A 17,818-nucleotide genomic window follows, 5' to 3' on the forward strand; every position below is an offset into this window, starting at 1 on the left:
TTTAAAAATTAAAAGCCTTAAGTAGAAATATTTAAGGCTTTTAATTTTGTATTTACTCTATTTTAAACTGTCCAAAAACCACTTACACAGATCTGTATAAAAACTAAAAGTTATTTTATTAGAATGTAAAAAGTACATATTATTTAGCAACGTGCTTTTCACGACTCCATATTCGATGTTTACCTAAAATATCAATAAAAGTCTGCTCAAAGTTATCACTGAATGCATCACTTGTAATTATACCATCTTCAAATATCATCTTATTTGATAATTTAAAACTAAAATTTGTAGCATTCAATAACTCAATTCCTTCTTTATCTGCTCCTATCACTTTGCAGTGTTTATAAGCATCATTAAGGAACTCTATCGCTTTTTCCTGCTGTTGCAGTGCATTTACACTTTTCTTCCCAGATGGGACAAACACAGCATCAAACAATACTGAAGAAACCGTTAATAAGCTATGATCGACCTTAATTTCAGTATTAGTACTGCTTTTTATTGCTGTAGCATTAGTCCCTATAATTTTTACCGTTGCACCTTTTGCTTCTAAGACTTTTTTCATTGCATTAATTGAAATCGCATCGACACCATCAGAGCACAAAAAGGCAATGTTACGCGTCTGTATTGTATTCGAATTGTTTTTGTTCTTAATCATACTCAATGCATCAGAAATCAAGGTTTTAACCTGAACTTTGTCTGGCTCATGTTTATTTTTATCTGCATCTGCACCTATACCATGATTAATTGGCTTTTCCGGAGTAGGCACCAATATTCCTAATCCATTAGCAACTTCCTGCGCCAGTTTCATATCCACTAAAGACAATAATCCTACCATTCTTTCCCGTATGGCCGGAGTTTCTACTTTACCTAATTCGAAACGTAATGCATTAATAATATGATTCTGTTCTATTTCTGTCTGGCTGTCAAAAAATAATTTTGCCTGGCTGAAATGATCCGAAAAGCTTTTACTTCTTTCGCGTACTTTTTGCGCATCAACCCGTTCATTAAAACTTGCAAAACCACCTTCTTCTATTTTTGCCTGATAAGGACAGCCTCCTCCCAAAGAATTAGGAAAATAGCTTACCCTTCCAGTATTAATTTCCTGTCTCATATGCCCATCGCGTTGATTATTATGCATCGGAGCAAGAGTGCGGTTTATTGGTATTTCATGAAAATTAGAACCTCCCAGGCGCGAAAGCTGGGTGTCAGTATAGGAAAATAACCTTCCTTGTAATAAAGGATCATTTGTAAAATCTATTCCAGGTAATACATGTCCCGGATGAAAAGCTACTTGTTCTGTTTCTGCAAAAAAGTTGTCCGGATTTCTGTTAAGTACCATCTTCCCTATTAATGTCACTGGGACTAATTCTTCGGGAACTAGCTTGGTAGGATCTAAAAGATCAAAATCAAACTTATGCTCATCAGCTTCCGGAATAAGCTGAACGCCCAGCTCCCATTCCGGAAAATTTCCGCTCTCAATAGCTTCCCATAAATCACGTCGATGAAAATCGGGATCATTCCCTGAAATTTTTATAGCCTCATCCCAAACAACGGCATGGGTTCCCAATTTGGGTTTCCAATGGAATTTTACAAAAGTAGATTTATTAGATTTATCAATAAACCTGAAGGTATGAACACCAAATCCTTCCATCATTCTATAACTTCTTGGTATTGCCCGGTCTGACATAGTCCACATTATCATATGCATAGATTCTGGCATTAATGATATAAAATCCCAAAAAGTATCATGTGCAGAAGCTGCCTGCGGCATTTCATTATGAGGCTCAGGTTTTACAGCATGTACAAGATCAGGAAATTTTGAAGCATCTTGTATAAAGAAAATTGGAATATTATTACCCACAAGATCAAAAATTCCTTCCTGAGTATAAAATTTTACAGCAAAACCACGCACATCCCTTGCAAGATCTGTAGAACCTCTAAATCCGGCAACGGTTGAGAAACGTACAAAGACAGGAGTTTTCACATTAGAATCCTGTAAAAATCCAGTCTTTGTATATTTTGCTGCGTTAGAATAGGCTTCAAAATACCCATGTGCGGCAGAACCTCTTGCGTGAACAATGCGTTCAGGAATACGCTCATGATCAAAATGCGTGATTTTTTCCCTTAAGATAAAGTCTTCCAATAGTGAAGGCCCTCTTTCTCCTGCTTTTAATGAATTATTATCATCATTAATTTTAACTCCCTGATCGGTTGTAAGAAATTGATCGGTTCCGTCTGATTTATTTTTCTCTAAATCATTTTGTTTTAAGTTCTCAGGAATATTCTTTTTATCAGGCTGTCTCATGGTAGTTGTTTTGTTGAATGTTTAAAATTATTTCATGTCGTGCTCAGCTGCATCAAAGTTTATAGTATTATAAGCCGACTCTGTCAATTTACTATCAGCCTCTTTTTCTTCTTTCAAAGTCATTTCTAAAAGTGCTGCAACTTCTGTTTCCCCTAATGTTTTCGCAAATGCGCATAAAGTTCCATAAGAAGCAATTTCATAATGTTCAATCTTTTGTGAAGCAGATATTATTCCTGCATCACGCACCGGTCCCGGTTCAGTGTCTTCCAAAATACTTTCACCTTCCTTAATTAGGCCTTCCATCGCATCACATTTTTTCCCTCTGTCTGATTCTCCTAAAATCTCAAGTACTTTTACTAATCGCTCTACGTGAGTTTCTGTTACGCCAATATGATCTTCAATGGCAGTAATAAGATTTTTCGAAGATGAATTCTTTGCCATTTTCGGGAGCGCTTTTACTAAAGCACGTTCTGCCCATATAATATCTTTTAATTCATCAATAAATAATTCCCTTAAACCATCTGCAGCAGTTGATTTTGGCTTGACTTTTTGAGCAACTTCGTTTGAATCTGAATTTTTCATAATTACGTGTATTTAATTAATATACTGTAAATTACAAATTGAATAACAGGTGAAATACAAAAAAAATACAATTGGCAGAACTTTAGGAATGCATTCATAAAAGCTGCCTCCTACTACAAATCCAGCTATATACTCACAGGAATTAATTTACTCAATAAAAAAAATAAAATTATTTTATATTTTAATTGATATATCAATTATATTTGTATCAAATAAATTAAAATGAAGCAAAAAAATCCAACAGGAACTGTTCTTTATACTATTGAGCAAACAATAAAAGAGTATAGAAAAATTTCGCAGAAAAACATTGGGGAAATTGTAAGTGATATAACTGTAGACCAATGTTTAGTACTATTAATACTTAATGAAAATTTAAATTATTCTCAAAAAGAAATAGCCACTTTAATTTTTAAAGACAACGCATCTATTACCAGAATAATTGAATTAATGGTTAAAAAAGAGTATCTGATAAGAAAAATAAATGAATTAGACAGAAGAAAATTTAACCTTGAAATAACCGAAAAAGGGATCAGTACAATTGAATTATTATCCCCCGTTATAAAACAAAACCGCACAACAGCCCTAGATGGTTTATCTGCCAATGAAATTGAATTACTTGACAAAGTCCTTAATAAAATTATCACTAATTGTAAAACCAAATAGAATGAAACATATTATAACTTTACTATTATTAACGCTTACAATTTCTTCTTACTCGCAAAAAAAAATACTTGCGCAAACAGAAGTTAATATTACTGAAACAGATAAAAAAGAGATTATTGACTCCCTTGGTAAAAAACTTGAAGAATTTTATATACGGGAAAACACCATACAAAATATTAAAACAAAAATTGATGAAAACTATAAAAATGGTAAGTATAAAAAGAGCTCAAATCCAAATGAGTTTGCATCACTACTCACAGCTGATCTTTTAGAAATTAGTAAGGATTTACATTTTAGTGTAATCTATAATCAACAATGGGTAGATGACCAATTAAAAAGTAAAGATGCCGAATTTAAAAAGACAATTAAAGCCAAAGAATTAGCAGAGGCAAAAAAAAGGAATTTTGGCTTTCAGCAAACGCGAATATTGGAAGGAAACGTAGGTTATTTAGAATTTACTTATTTCCACGACCCTGTTGAGGGAAGTGAAACAGCTACAACAGCGTTGCAATTTTTAAGTAACACAGATGCTTTAATTATAGATTTAAGAAAGAATAATGGCGGTGCAATGGAAATGGGTCAATTTCTTAGTAGTTATTTCTTTTACAACAAAGATTTACCTCTTTATAAATACTATTATTATGAAAGCGGAAGAAAAAAAATTGATCGGGAAATGTGGTTATTGCCTTCTGTCCCCGGAAATCGATTAGCTGATATTGATATCTATATATTAACAAGCGGCATTACTTTTTCTGCGGCTGAATGGATGAGCTATTCTCTTCAAAACCTAAAACGTGTAACTATTATAGGAGAGCAAACCGCAGGTGGCGCCCATCCAGTAGATCGAAAAATATTAACCAAAGGTTTCTCTGTGAATATCCCTATTGGAGAAGTGAAAGACCCCATTACGAAATTAGATTTTGAAGGACATGGTGTTACTCCGGATGTGGTGTGTAAAAGTGAGGATGCAGAGAATATTGCCCATCTTTTAGCTTTACAAAAATTATCATTAAAAAATAAAGACTCATCAAGCGATATTGATTGGATAATTCCTGTTATTAAAAACAGACAAAAACCAGCAAGTATAGATAGTAAAATTTTAAAATCATATGAGGGCAAATATGGTAAAGGTCAACTGGTATACGAAAATTCTAATTTATACTTCAAATGGAATAATACCGTCAGTTTTTTACTTACCCCTTTGCAGCAAGATTTATTTTTAATTAATGGAATAGATGACTTCCGCATTAAAATAATTGTAGAAAAAAAATCGGTGACGGGAATTAAACGAATTTATCAAAATGGTCAGGAAAAAGTATACCCAAAAGAATAATAACAGGCAGGGGTATTTGAGATCATAGAAATTAATGAAAACTCCCCCCTTCTTTTTAATTTCTTGTAGAAAGACAAAAATGGACCATTAAATATTCATCTCTTGGTATCCTAAAAATTAAACTTGAAAAAAGCAAAGCCCAACAATTAAGTTGGGCTTTGCTTATATGAGTACTATACTTTTATCTTACGATACCAAACATCATTACAAGCTTGTCATCAAGATAAAAATTGAGGGTTTGATCGGCTACATCAAAACGCAGTTTTTTGTTATTTAAAAATGATAACATTTTTTGCTCTCTTTTATTTGCCTCTCCATCAAGACATGCCATTCTCGTAGACCCAATCCCATCAAACTGGATATGGTCAGTACCACTAACAGTATATGCTCCAAAAAAATTATTGCATCCTGTATTTCCACTTACTTTGTTTGTTGCTATATCAAACTTAATCGAAGCTTTACCATAATCCTGTCCTACATTTTCAAGCATGATTAGTTTCCAGTTATTTTTACCAATATAAGCCCAAATATCATTTTGGGTAGGTATAGTAAATTCTAAAATAGTTTTGTCTTTTGAATTTTTAAAGTGTACTGTATTTTGTTTTTTCGTGATTTTAAATTTTTTATCTTTTATAGCATTTGTAAAATCCTGCTCTAATTTCATATTCTCATCATTACATGCCATTAAAGTACCAAAAGGAGCATCAATCTTAATCTGATTTTTCGAAGGAAGCTGTGTGTATTTTGCGCTAAAAGTATTGCAACCGCTTTTTCCGCCAATCATACCTGTATCTGAGTTAAGAGTTATATATACTTCACCGTTACTTATTGTTTTACCATTTAAACGAGTTAACACCATTTTTGTATCATAAACTCCCTTATCCTTTGTGACATGTGTTTTTGAAATGATACTTTTTAGCTTGTATTCATATGAAGAAACATCAGCCGGAATATTTCCTGTCCTCTTTGTCCTAATAACTGAGACCTCATATCGGTTGCCTTTTTCAAAATTAAAGCCTTCTATATGATCATAAAAAAGCTGCCAGTCTTTTTGATTATCATATTTTACCTGCAGACACTCCATTGGAGCTACACCCTGACAAGGTACTTTACTTTCTTTTATACTCATTTTTAAAGTCTCCTGTCCATATGTAAATGTTGATAATAACATTATCAACATAAAAACATACATACTTTTTAATCTTTTCATTATCTTAAATTTATAGGATTATTAATTATTAGCAAAGGTAGATTTGCCCTTCTTCTATAAAGGACATTCAATATAAAAGCATAATCACGGCTTCCTTTTACATTAATTGTGCCAGTTTAAAATTTTAATGTTTCTATTCGAAAAACTGTTGATAATATACTGCATTCAACTAAAACCTTGTTCAAATTAAGAAAAGCATCTTATAGCTTATGTTAAATAATGTTTAAATTCCTAAATTTTATTGCTTTCAATAAAAAAATGTTCGAAAATAAATACTGATAATCAACAACTAAGCTTATCAATAGCTAAAAAGAGCAGAAAACCCTCAATTTACTGGGGAAAGTAAAAAAAGGTTTACTATATTTGCAACCGCAATAAGGAACATATTGCAGACTTTATTGGAGAAATGGCAGAGTGGTCGATTGCGGCAGTCTTGAAAACTGTTGACTGTAACAGGTCCGGGGGTTCGAATCCCTCTTTCTCCGCTGAAAACGCGAGCCCCAATAAACATTGGGGCTCGCAGTGTTTTTAGAGGAGGCCAAAAACTCCGGAACCCACTCATTTAATAAAGCGCTTCTTTTTAAAAACCCAGTAAAAATAGGCCTTCACAAATTTTTATTTTATCTTGTTCTGAAAACAACATACAAATTCTCAAAACCTAAATGCACCTATTATAATTGTAATTACAGGTTTAAGTTTATCTAAAGGTTAAACAAAACCCTTGTTCCAAAAAACTGTCTGTACAACTTCCCAAACTCTTTTAAGGAAGGCATTTTAAATTGGCTGAGAAGGGTCATTTTGCCCTGGCCAACAGGGATCAAATTCATTCGGCGAAAGAGATTATAATTCTAGACAAAACCATAACCGTTTTTAATGGTTATGGTGATTATGATTGGTATCCTCGGCAGACTTAGATCCTTCTGATACATTAACTGTAAAATCAGCAGTATGAACTATTCCATCTATTTTAAACTGTACCCACATTCTGTAAAGTCCTGCTTTTTTAACTTGAGTCTGAGCATAAATAGGGAAGTTTTTATCTGATACAGGATGGATATGAAGAAAGTCTTTTGTCTCTTTTGCAACCATTACAATATGAGCATTTGCTCCAAGATACTGCTGAATATCTTTCTCTTCGAGTTTTTTACCGCCTTTTTCAACAGTAAACTTTAATACCTGTCCCGTGTTAGTTTTTAAATCGTTTCCATTAGTAAGGGTAACAGTATAACTATCAATTTTAGAAACAAGCTTTTCCGTTAGTGTTTTTGGGGTATTCAAAGGAGTTCCTTTTACATCAACTATCTGCAATTTCACTTCACCTGAAGCGCCAACCGGTTTATAATCGGTAAACAGAAGATATTTACCAGCTCCCGGAAATGTTTCAGAAACCTTAAAAGTACCATCAGTTTGCTCTTCCGGATGAATATGGTCAAACCAAGTTAATTCTTCATCCATAACTAAAAGATGCATTTTCATTTCGTGTACTTGCTCCAATACTACATTTTTATGGTCTTCAGTAATTGAAATAGAAAGGTTTGCCGGTTTACCCGCCTCAATTACTTCAGGAGTAGTAGCTAACTGGAATTCAAAATTCCTAGCCTTATTTGATGCTACAGGCTCTAATTCCATACCGCATTTGGAACATTTTTCCCCTTTTTCCCCTGTTACTTCGCTATGCATAGGACAAACATAATTTGCGCCTCCATTCTTGTGCTGATGTGTACTCATATCTAATGATTTTTGTTTGTTATCTGAATTATTGCAGGCCGACAACAGTGCGATGCATGCGCTTGCTCCAATCAGTATTTTTTTTAACTTATTCATAATTCAATTATTTTAAAGGCTCTCTGGCGGACAAAATTTTGTGATTAATTCGTTTACCTATTTCTTAATAATTCCTTGTACAAAATTCTACATTTTCTTGTACCTGATTATTACAGTTTTACATAATTAATTTGCGAATTTTACTGATTGCCATCAAACCCATCTAAAAAGAATAAGCCCGATATATTATCGGGCTTATTCCAAATTGTATAACTGCCAATGCCGATACAGGCATCTTCATTTTTGACCTTTTTAGATCAAAGGTGTGTTTAGTTGGGGAATTAAACAGATAAAGGCTCAGCTTTAAAGCCTTTTCTTTTGATGATGGCAATTATTTCGTCCTCTGTAGCGCCCTCTGATTGAACAGTGAGGATTTTGTCATTATTGTCTGTGTCTACATTCCATTTGCCGATACCTTCGGCATTATCCAAATCAGATGTTACTTTCGCTACACAACCACTACAATTAAGATTTGTTTTGAATAGAAGATCTTGCTTTTCCATTTTATTGATGCTTTTGTCGTTATTTTATTCAGCAAATTTCCGACGATTGCATCCAAACTTGTTTACATTATTCCTTGACAGATTTGTGAGATTTACTGATTAAACCCTCAGTTTCTTATTAACTTTAAAATTTCATTCTTTGTATCCGAACAGCATTCAGTATAGCCAGTAAAGCTACACCTACATCAGCAAACACAGCTTCCCACATATTGGCAAGACCACCTGCACCAAGTATAAGTACGATGGCTTTTATAGAAAATGCCAGTACAATATTTTGCCAAACAATTTTTTTAGTTTGCTTACTAATATTTATTGCCATAGGTATTTTTGAAGGCATATCGTCTTGTATTACAATATTGGCTGTTTCAATTACAGCATCACTACCAAGACCACCCATCGCAATACCTGCATCACTTAAAGCAATTACTGGTGCATCGTTCACTCCATCTCCCACAAATGCCACGCTACCATTACGGTCTCTGATTTCTTTTACTTTTTTAACTTTATCTTCAGGCAGTAAATCCCCATAAGCATTATCTATTCCTAATTGCCTGGCAACATGATCTACAACGGCACTTTTATCACCGCTTAGCATAGTAACTCTAATGTTCATTCTGTGTAACTTATCCACAGCAGCTTTTGCATCAACTTTAATGCTATCCGAGATTGTGAGATAACCCGCAAATTTTCCATTGTAAGAAATAGCGATTACTGTATACACTATGTTCGAAGTGTCAGTATCATGACTGATATTGAATTTGTCAAGTAACTTGAAATTGCCAACCAGCAGTTCATTTCCATTCACAGTAGTTTTCAGCCCATGTCCGGCTATTTCCTCCGTCCCCACCAGCTTGATAGTGTCATCTACTTCGCCTACATAATTGTGAATCGCAGTTGCCACCGGATGTGTACTCTGACTTTCTAAAGCATTGACTATTTTAAGAATTTCATCTTTGTCAAATCCGGGGTTTATTATCACTTCCTGAACTTTGAAAACGCCTTCCGTCATTGTTCCGGTTTTATCGATTACCACATTCTGAACATTAGCAAGAATATCCAAAAAATTAGAACCTTTAAAAAGGATACCATTATGGCTTGCCGCTCCTATACCCCCAAAATATCCTAAAGGAATAGAGATTACTAAAGCACAAGGGCAAGAAATAACCAAAAACACCAATGCTCTATACAACCAGTCGTTAAACAGATAGTTATCTACAAAGAGAGCCGGTAGAAGCGTAATGCCGATAGAAAGAAATACTATAATAGGCGTATATACCTTGGCAAACTTGCGAATGAACAATTCCGTTGGTGCTTTTTGAGCGGCTGCATCCTGTACCAGTTCCAATATTTTACTTAGCTTACTATCAGAGTAAGCAGCAGTTACTCTTATTTGGCTTACAGTAGTAAGATTAATCATACCCGCCAATACAGCGTCACCTTTCAATTTAGTGTCAGGTTTACTTTCTCCGGTAAGTGCGGAAGTATTATATGAGGCACTTTCAGAAATCAGTTCACCATCAAGTCCTAATTTTTCACCCGGTTTTAATTGAATAATATCTCCTATTTTTGCATCTTCAGCCTTTATAACTACTGGTCTTCTCTCTTTGAGTACGGTAACTTCATCCGGGCGTTGATCTAATAATGATTTAATATTTCCTTTAGCTCTCGATACGGCAAGTGTTTGAAACACTTCACCTACTGCATAAAATAACATAACGGCTACTGCTTCGGGATATTCACCTATGGCAAAAGCACCCATTGTGGCAATAACCATAAGGAAGAATTCCGAAAAGAAATCTTTGTAACGGATACTCTCAATAGCTTCTTTAATTACGGGCAATCCAACCGGAATATATGCCACTATAAACCATCCCAATCTTAACCCTCCGGAAAACCAATCCTGTGGGAAATAATTATCCAAGCTAATGGCGGTTAACAATAAAATTAGTGAAACTGCCGCTGGCAAAAATAATTCAAATACAGTTTTGCCTTCAATATCATGGCTATGATCATGATCATGATCGTGTCCATGGCTATGATCATGATTCTTGTGCTCATGGTGTTCATTCTGTCCATGTTCTTTTCCATAAATTTTCTCCGTTCTTAAACAACACAACTGGCCTCCTAGGGCATCGTACTTATGTTGGTGCGCCTCATTTTTTTGAGGTTTTAAATGATCATCTATACTGCAGCATTGCTTTGACATACATAATGGTTTTAATTCTAAAGCAAAATTATCAGTCTGTATTGGGAACCTGGTTGCAAATACAAAACAGATTTTATGTAGTCTTTAGTAACTGATTGCTCAAAATAAAGAGTAGCGTTTTCGTTAGCAGGATCTAAAAGAACCTGGAACAATTTTCGCAAATTCCTTTCATAACAAAATTGATGCTTTCCAGTAAGAATTTTTCAGGAAGTTGAATAGTTGGTATAGAAATACTTTCAAGGCAGTAGGTGTTGTGGCATCGATTACAATTGAAATGTATGTGCAGCTCGCCAAGCGTACACATACATGTTTCAACACAAATAGAATATTTCATTGAACCGGAACCGTCGTCAATGCTGTGGATAAGCAAATTTTCATGAAACAAGGCTAAGGTCCTGAAAATAGTTGATTTGCTGACAGTCTCTAATTTGGTTTCTAGATCGGTTAAGCTAAATGCTTTTTCAAACTCAGACATTGTCCTGAATATCAACAATCTTACCGATGTGGGCTTTATATTCCTGTTTGATAATTTTTCTTCCAAACTTTCCATCTTTATACTTTATTTATACTTCCATAACATATCTAAGAAAAGCGTACTGTAAATGGCTGTTGCTGCCAATCCAATGAAAGGTATTATACGAGACTGACATTGCTAGTTACAGGTAATGTATGTAACCAATTTCAGCCAGGTACATACAGTTGTCGCAGTTATCATATTCAATAGTAGATTTAGCAGGTTGTTCAAAATTAGCTTTTAAAAAGGTTTCAGAAAATAAAGCATATGGCGGAAACTTTGCAATATGATTTTTGAGCATTTTATGAGCTTCCACCACAGGCGCACCATAAAGTTTCTCAAATCTGCCAATTTTATATTGGATAAAAGCACCATAGTGTACGATAATTTTCAATGACAAGGGGATTTCCATAGCAAGCACTATTGATAGCCTGTCCACCTCTTCTTTAAAATTGTTATACATTTCTACTATTTGAGCTATTGTATCATCAAACGAGGGTATTTTATCATACTTGTAAAACAATACGGCATCTCCTTCAATCTCAGAAACTTCGAGTGAAAGTTTATTACTGTCTATTATTGACTTCAGGAGGTTTTCAGTTATGTATTTCCCAATAGTCATATTTGTATTTATAACAAAATCTGTAAAACCGGATATATCCGGAATCATCACCATTCCTGTTCCATATTGAGCAGTAAATTCTTTCATAATATTAATTAATAAATGGTACTAATTACTGTTTAAGCGTTTTTATAGAAAAAGATGCAACGACTACAGCGATGGCACATACAATAGCTGCCGAGAAAAAGGCGGTTTGAAAACCTGCGTTAAGTGCAATAATATCAGTAGCGCCATCCGTTTTAACAGCATTGGTTTTTGCTGCAGCGATGGCTACTACAATGGCCAAACCTAAAGCCGAGCCAACTTGATAGCTGGTATTGACCAATCCCGAAGCCAAACCCATTTCTTCAGGTTTGGCACCCGACATTGAAGCAATAGTTCCCGGAATATAAGCTAATGACATTCCGATCGCTCCCAATAGAGATGCTGGCAATACATTGATAAGAAATGTTCCGTCAGGCGGAATAGCACTAAACAAAAGAAGCGAACCAGTAAGCGCTATTAATCCGACTATTAGATTTGTTTTAAAACCAAATTTGGCTACCAGCTTTCCTGTAACACCAACCATCAAAAACATGATAGCAAGAGTCATAGGTAGCAGCGCTAACCCACTATTGAAGGCAGAATAATTCAAGGTTTGTTGTAAGTAGAGATTTAGAAAGAACCATAACGGTATCCAGGCCGCAGCCATTAAAGCCATCACCAAATTGCCTCCTGAAAGATTGGGAACTTTAAAAATAGTCATAGGTACCAATGGTTCCTTTTTCTGCTTTTGGATAACAAAGAAGATAATAAACAACAGTAAAGAGAGACCAAGTAATCCTATAGTTTGCGGCGATTTCCATCCAGCCCCCTCTGCAGATACGATAGCATATACCGCCAACACCAATGCCGCTGTTGCCAAAATTGCACCTGCAATATCCACTTTCCCTTTTTGGGTAGTACCTTTAAACAGCAGGCTTCGGCTATAAAACAACACTGCGAGTCCTATTGGAATGTTAATAAGAAATACCCAATGCCAAGAAAGCCATTCGGTAATTGCCCCACCTAGAAAAACTCCGGCAGAACCTCCCGCTGCGGCAGAAGCACCCCAAAAGCCCAATGCTTTATTGAGCTCTTTAGGATCTGTAAACTTAGATAACACTAAAGTAAGTGCAGCCGGAGCAATAAGCGCTGATCCTAAGCCTTGCAAACCTCTTCCTGTATTGAGTACTGCTTCAGACCAAGCTACGCCTGCCAAAAGTGATGCGCCAGAAAGTATGGCAAAACCCCACATAAAAACCTTACGGGCACCAAACAGATCCGACAAGCGACCGCCCAGCAGCAAAAAGCCGCCAAGTAAAATAACGTATGCGTTAAAAATCCATTGCAGGCCACTCTGTGAATAACCAAGGTCCGCTTGTATTGCCGGCAGGGCTACCCCAATAATAGAGGTGTCCATAATCACTACAAATTGAGCTGTACATAGTAAAAAAAGTGCCGACCAGCGTTTGCTGTATGGAGCAGGATTGTCCATGGGTTGTTTATTAATTTTATTCATGTTTTTTTATTTAATTATCGGTGAGTAGTTATAGGCTTAAAAGCCCGAGAGCATGTTGTAACTCAACATGAAGCATTCGCAAATTGTATACAGCATTCAGATAATTTATCTTGGCTTGTGTCAATGCCAACTCAGCATCTGTAAGTTCAAGCCTTGAACCTAAACTGTTTTTAAAACGATTATCGATCATCTGATGGTTCAGTTCTGCAGACTTCACTGTTGTTTTTTGTATATCCAATTGTGAAATGGCTTCTTTCCATTTGCTTATAATGGTGGCCAATTCAGTCTTAACCTCATCTTTTAAATCATTTAACCGTATCTCTTCCTGTTGTGTTTTAATTTTAGCTTGGTTTATCTGAGATCTGGTATGGTTACCATTAAAAATAGGTACGCTAAGCTGCAAGCCCAAGAAAGAGGTTCTTGGCCAGGCGTATTCGCTAAATTTCATTTCATCGTCTTGTGCCTGCATCTGATACTGTCCTATCAATGCCAACTGTGGCAACAGTTCTGCCTGAGCTGCCTTTAACCTTTTTTGCTGAAGATCAATAGTCAATTTTTGGATATTCAGATCTTTTCTATTCACTTCAGCAATCTGCAATGCTTCCTCAACTTGATAAAACGCACTGCTGTTTGTTGTAACATCAAAATCCAGTTGGTCAGTCAGTTCAATTTCGCCTACATCTTCCAGGCCTATAAGCTTTTTAAGTCCAATGCCGGATACCTCTATATTGTTTTTTAAATAGGAAACAGAGGATTTTAAATTTGCAACAGCAATAAAGCTCCTCAATGTATCAGATTTCAATCCTCTCCCCTGTGCCAATAGCGACCGGGAATCTTGCAGTGCTTTGATATTCCGTTCAAGGCTTTGTTCTAGTAAACCAAGCTGTCGGTTCATCATCAGTATATCAAGATAGCGGGTAGAAACCTGAAGTGCTACACGGCTTTTAAGATCAGCCGTTTTTTCATTCTGAATCTTCTCATTAATTTTTGAGGCTTTTGTGAGTTGGTACTTGGTTGGTGCAAAAACAGGCTGATATAACGATACAAAAGCATTGTACGTATTTTTTCCGCCAACGGTTATGTCCTGCACTGGCTTACTTGTACCTGCAAATGATCCCGGAAGAAATATAACCTGCCTGTCAAAGTAATGGGAATAACCAGCGTTTGCCGAAATACTAGGTAGCAAGCCACCTTTTGTTTCCCGTGTCATTTCTTTGGCATTTATTTCTTCTAAAACCTGTATCTGCAGTGTTTTATTTCCTTGCTTTGCCATTTCCAATGCATCGGTAAGAGCCAGCGTTCTTTTTTGTGCATATAGTACATTAACGCTGCTTGTCAATAGCAATACTGTAACTATATATAAGATTTTTGTTTTCATTTTATCTTCTTTGATATTTAAAATCATAATTCTACAACAGGTCTGCTCACCTTCTCGTCATCTTCTTCCATAATAACTTTTTCACCTTTTTTGCTTGACAAATAAGAGTAAACAGCCGGGATAATGAACAAGGTTAATATTCCTGAAAAGACAAGTCCTCCGACAATAACGATCCCTAATGACTGACGGCTGTTAACTGTAAGTGCAATAGGCAATGCTCCGAATATCATCGCTAACGATGTCATCAAAATAGGACGGAAACGCTGCTCAGCTGCCTGTATGGCTGCCTCTCGTTTTGAAAGCCCTGTATTCTTAAGATGGTTGGCAAATTCAACGATCAATATCCCATTTTTGGTAATTAAACCTATCAATGTAATAATCCCGATCTGGCTGAATACATTTAAACTCTGCCCAAACCACGACAGGCTGAGAATAGCTCCTGTTATTGCCATTGGTACAGTAAGCATAATGGTAAGTGGATCACGAAGGTTTCCAAACTGGGCTGCCAGAATCATATAAATAAGCAGCAAAGCCAGGATTAGGGTAAAGGTTATATTTCCCTGGCTTTCTGTATAATCTCGTGACTGGCCGGCTAGTGTAGCCTTGAAATTTTCACCCAATACCTTTTTCTTTATCATCTCAATTTCCTGTATACCTTCGGCAAGGCTCACTCCTGGAGCCATTGCTGCCGAAACGGTAGCAGATGTATATTGATCATAACGGTAAATGGCGGCAGGACTTACGGATTCTTCTGTTGTTATCAGGTTGTTCAAAGGGATCATTTTACCTGTTGCCGAACGAACATAGATCGCGCTTAAATCACTTTTATCATTTCTATATTTACGGTCTAGCTGCCCTATTACTTCATATTGACGATCATCTCGCAGGAAATACCCATATCGCTGACCAGAGAAAGAGAGCTGCAATGTGTGAGCTACTTCCTCCATTGATACGCCCATTAACGCGGCTTTCTGACGATCTATATTTATTTTTACCTCTGGTTTATTTATTTTAAGATCGGCATCAATAAACATAAGTTTTTTACTTTTGCGTGCCTCTGCCAAAAATTTAGGAAGTACAGCTGTCAGGGTATCGAGGTTTTGTGATTGCAATACAAATTGTATAGGCATACCTCCTCCATAACGGCTTCCGATAGTTGGTGGCAGATAAGGAAACAAAAGAAATCCCCTGAATTGCCCAGAGGCAGCACCATATTGATTGTATAAGTCCTGAACACTGTGCTTTCTGTCTTTTGGATCTTTAAGATAGATACTTTGCACAGCCACATTCACTGGTGCCGGAGCGGGAATGAAAGAAATAGCGACCATCGAATAGGTTTGATATAGTCCATCGGTAGAATCATTCACATATTTCCCAACTTCGATCATATGTTTTTTCATATAGTCGAAAGAAACTCCCTCAGGGGCTACGGCAATAAGATTCATATTAGAACGATCTTCTATTGGTGCCAATTCTGAAGGAAGCCCTTTGCCTACAAAATAAATAAGTGCGGTAGTGCCTCCCAAGAATACCCAAGCTAACCACCTGGCTTTCATAAATGTGGTAAGCAAACGAGCATATCCATTATTTAAACGGACGAAAAAGGGCTCGGTAACACGGTAAAACCAACTTGGCCTTACTTTCTTTTTTAAAAAATAAGCACTTAACATCGGTGTAAGTGTCAATGCTACAAAAGCCGATATCATTACGGAACCCGATACCACAATAGCAAACTCTTTGAAAAGCTGCCCGCTGATTCCTCCCATGAAAACAATTGGAAGAAAAACGGCTGCCAATGTAATCGTAGTGGAAATAACCGCAAAATAAATTTCTTTGGAACCTTTAAATGCAGCCTGTATGGGCGTCATTCCCTCTTCTATCTTTTTATAGATATTTTCAAGTACAACAATGGCATCATCCACCACCAGTCCTATGGCAAGCACCAATCCCAAAAGGGTCAATATATTGATAGAAAAACCAGCTACATACATTATGAAAAAGGCAGAGAGTATGGATACTGGAATAGCCAATACCGGAATAATGGTAGATCGCCAATCCCTTAGGAATAGAAAAATAATCAATACCACCAGTCCGAAGGCGATGAACAGGGTTTCTTCTACTTCTTTGATAGATTCCCGCACAGAACGGGTATAGTCGAAGCCGATAATCAAACGGTATTCAGACGGGACTTCCTTGCGCAGCTGATCTAACCGCTTGTAAAATTCATCCACCACTTCAATAGCATTCGCACCACGCTGTATCTGAATAGCCACTCCGATACCAACACGGTTAAGGTTTCCAGTTTCGTTGATGATAGCGGTACGTTCGTTCACTTCACCCAACTCGGCCGAGCCAATATCCTTGAGATGAATTACCGTATTGCCCACTTGCTTGATGAGCATTTCTTCAAAATCTTTTACCGAAGTAAGACGACCCATTGTACGGATGCTCAGCTCACTGTTGCTTCCTTCTATACGCCCGGCAGGCAAATCAATATTCTCCCTCATCAAGGCTTTGCGAATATCTGCGGGAGTAAGCTGATAGGCGGCAAGCTTTGCAGGATCAAATCGAAGACGCATTGCGTATTTATGTTCTCCCACAATAGCTACGTTACTGATTCCGGGGATAGATTGCATTTTATCCTTGATCGTAGTAGATGCGAGATGACTTACTTCTTTTATGTCTTTGGTGTCACTTTCCACTTCCAGGAATGCCACCAGATTGTCTGGTGAAGACGCTTTTTGCACAATTGGCGGATCCACATCCGTAGGGAGTTGTTTGCGAGATTTTGCAACTTTGTCCCGGACATCATTCAGCGCATCCTCAATGTCCACTTCACGGTCAAATTCTATCGAAATAACACTTACCTGTTCTCTGGATTCCGAAGAAATGGTACGTATTCCGTTCGCTTCTGCAATAGATTCTTCCATTGGGCGGGTAAGTTTGGATGCAATCACATCCGGGCTTGCACCGGGATAGAAAGTAATTACCGAAATCACAGGCGGTTCTGTTAAGGGAAATTCCCGAACGCCTAATTGTTTCCATCCTACTATTCCTAAAATAATAAGCAGGAGGGAAAACACCCCGGCTAAAACCGGTTTTTTTATACTTAAAGATGATATACTCATAATACTAAGA

General features: G+C 36.5%; 13 protein-coding genes and 1 tRNA gene. 3 read left to right on the top strand and 11 right to left on the bottom strand.

Annotation, left to right across the window (positions count from 1 at the left end; genetic code table 11):
* Positions 1-139: 139 nt before the first annotated feature.
* Complete coding sequence (locus EPI11_RS14180; RefSeq protein ID WP_128390640.1) at positions 140-2,305, bottom strand: catalase; 2,166 nt, start codon at positions 2,303-2,305, stop codon at positions 140-142.
* 27 nt (positions 2,306-2,332) lie between these two features.
* Positions 2,333-2,887: a YciE/YciF ferroxidase family protein gene (locus tag EPI11_RS14185; RefSeq protein WP_128390641.1), complete on the bottom strand. Its 555-nt coding sequence runs from the start codon at positions 2,885-2,887 to the stop codon at positions 2,333-2,335.
* 222 nt (positions 2,888-3,109) lie between these two features.
* Here EPI11_RS14185 and EPI11_RS14190 point away from each other — a divergent pair, with 222 nt between their 5' ends.
* Complete coding sequence (locus tag EPI11_RS14190; RefSeq protein WP_128390642.1) at positions 3,110-3,550, top strand: MarR family winged helix-turn-helix transcriptional regulator; 441 nt, start codon at positions 3,110-3,112, stop codon at positions 3,548-3,550.
* Position 3,551: 1 nt separating this feature from the next.
* Positions 3,552-4,883, top strand: a complete 1,332-nt coding sequence (locus EPI11_RS14195) for a S41 family peptidase (RefSeq protein WP_164879178.1) — start codon at positions 3,552-3,554, stop codon at positions 4,881-4,883.
* Positions 4,884-5,064: 181 nt separating this feature from the next.
* On the opposite strand, the gene EPI11_RS14200 is transcribed toward EPI11_RS14195, so the two are convergent.
* Positions 5,065-6,093: an META domain-containing protein gene (locus EPI11_RS14200; RefSeq protein ID WP_128390644.1), complete on the bottom strand. Its 1,029-nt coding sequence runs from the start codon at positions 6,091-6,093 to the stop codon at positions 5,065-5,067.
* A gap of 400 nt (positions 6,094-6,493) precedes the next feature.
* Between EPI11_RS14200 and EPI11_RS14205 the strand changes: the two genes are divergently transcribed.
* Positions 6,494-6,578: transfer RNA gene (locus EPI11_RS14205), tRNA-Ser, on the top strand.
* 385 nt (positions 6,579-6,963) lie between these two features.
* Here the strand turns inward: EPI11_RS14205 and EPI11_RS14210 are convergent.
* The 8 genes from EPI11_RS14210 to EPI11_RS14245 form a co-directional block, all read right to left on the bottom strand.
* Positions 6,964-7,917 (bottom strand): heavy metal-binding domain-containing protein, encoded by a 954-nt coding sequence (locus EPI11_RS14210; protein ID WP_241657634.1) that lies wholly within the window; start codon positions 7,915-7,917, stop codon positions 6,964-6,966.
* Positions 7,918-8,198: 281 nt separating this feature from the next.
* Positions 8,199-8,420, bottom strand: coding sequence for a heavy-metal-associated domain-containing protein (locus EPI11_RS14215; protein ID WP_128390645.1), 222 nt, complete (start codon positions 8,418-8,420; stop codon positions 8,199-8,201).
* Between the two features lie 124 nt (positions 8,421-8,544).
* Positions 8,545-10,626 carry a heavy metal translocating P-type ATPase gene (locus EPI11_RS14220; protein ID WP_128390646.1) on the bottom strand — a complete coding sequence of 694 codons (2,082 nt, stop codon included), beginning with the start codon at positions 10,624-10,626 and terminating at the stop codon, positions 8,545-8,547.
* A gap of 133 nt (positions 10,627-10,759) precedes the next feature.
* Positions 10,760-11,176, bottom strand: coding sequence for a Fur family transcriptional regulator (locus EPI11_RS14225; RefSeq protein WP_128390647.1), 417 nt, complete (start codon positions 11,174-11,176; stop codon positions 10,760-10,762).
* 106 nt (positions 11,177-11,282) lie between these two features.
* Entirely contained in the window at positions 11,283-11,849 is a 567-nt protein-coding gene (locus EPI11_RS14230) for a DUF2652 domain-containing protein (protein WP_128390648.1), read from the bottom strand.
* Between the two features lie 25 nt (positions 11,850-11,874).
* Positions 11,875-13,302 (bottom strand): MFS transporter, encoded by a 1,428-nt coding sequence (locus EPI11_RS14235; RefSeq protein WP_241657635.1) that lies wholly within the window; start codon positions 13,300-13,302, stop codon positions 11,875-11,877.
* 28 nt (positions 13,303-13,330) lie between these two features.
* Positions 13,331-14,680 carry a TolC family protein gene (locus tag EPI11_RS14240; protein WP_128390649.1) on the bottom strand — a complete coding sequence of 450 codons (1,350 nt, stop codon included), beginning with the start codon at positions 14,678-14,680 and terminating at the stop codon, positions 13,331-13,333.
* A gap of 23 nt (positions 14,681-14,703) precedes the next feature.
* Positions 14,704-17,808: an efflux RND transporter permease subunit gene (locus EPI11_RS14245; protein WP_128390650.1), complete on the bottom strand. Its 3,105-nt coding sequence runs from the start codon at positions 17,806-17,808 to the stop codon at positions 14,704-14,706.
* Positions 17,809-17,818: the final 10 nt, after the last annotated feature.

The sequence above is a fragment of the Flavobacterium cerinum genome (genome assembly GCF_004028155.1).
Taxonomy (GTDB): Bacteria; Bacteroidota; Bacteroidia; order Flavobacteriales; family Flavobacteriaceae; genus Flavobacterium; species Flavobacterium cerinum.

Bases quoted from the DNA above. Each gene is read 5' to 3' on its own strand.
- EPI11_RS14180 (WP_128390640.1), bottom strand. From the start codon at position 2,305: ATGAGACAGCCTGATAAAAAGAATATTCCTGAGAACTTAAAACAAAAT.
- EPI11_RS14185 (WP_128390641.1), bottom strand. From the start codon at position 2,887: ATGAAAAATTCAGATTCAAACGAAGTTGCTCAAAAAGTCAAGCCAAAA.
- EPI11_RS14190 (WP_128390642.1), top strand. From the start codon at position 3,110: ATGAAGCAAAAAAATCCAACAGGAACTGTTCTTTATACTATTGAGCAA.
- EPI11_RS14195 (WP_164879178.1), top strand. From the start codon at position 3,552: ATGAAACATATTATAACTTTACTATTATTAACGCTTACAATTTCTTCT.
- EPI11_RS14200 (WP_128390644.1), bottom strand. From the start codon at position 6,093: ATGAAAAGATTAAAAAGTATGTATGTTTTTATGTTGATAATGTTATTA.
- EPI11_RS14210 (WP_241657634.1), bottom strand. From the start codon at position 7,917: ATGAATAAGTTAAAAAAAATACTGATTGGAGCAAGCGCATGCATCGCA.
- EPI11_RS14215 (WP_128390645.1), bottom strand. From the start codon at position 8,420: ATGGAAAAGCAAGATCTTCTATTCAAAACAAATCTTAATTGTAGTGGT.
- EPI11_RS14220 (WP_128390646.1), bottom strand. From the start codon at position 10,626: ATGTCAAAGCAATGCTGCAGTATAGATGATCATTTAAAACCTCAAAAA.
- EPI11_RS14225 (WP_128390647.1), bottom strand. From the start codon at position 11,176: ATGGAAAGTTTGGAAGAAAAATTATCAAACAGGAATATAAAGCCCACA.
- EPI11_RS14230 (WP_128390648.1), bottom strand. From the start codon at position 11,849: ATGAAAGAATTTACTGCTCAATATGGAACAGGAATGGTGATGATTCCG.
- EPI11_RS14235 (WP_241657635.1), bottom strand. From the start codon at position 13,302: ATGAATAAAATTAATAAACAACCCATGGACAATCCTGCTCCATACAGC.
- EPI11_RS14240 (WP_128390649.1), bottom strand. From the start codon at position 14,680: ATGAAAACAAAAATCTTATATATAGTTACAGTATTGCTATTGACAAGC.
- EPI11_RS14245 (WP_128390650.1), bottom strand. From the start codon at position 17,808: ATGAGTATATCATCTTTAAGTATAAAAAAACCGGTTTTAGCCGGGGTG.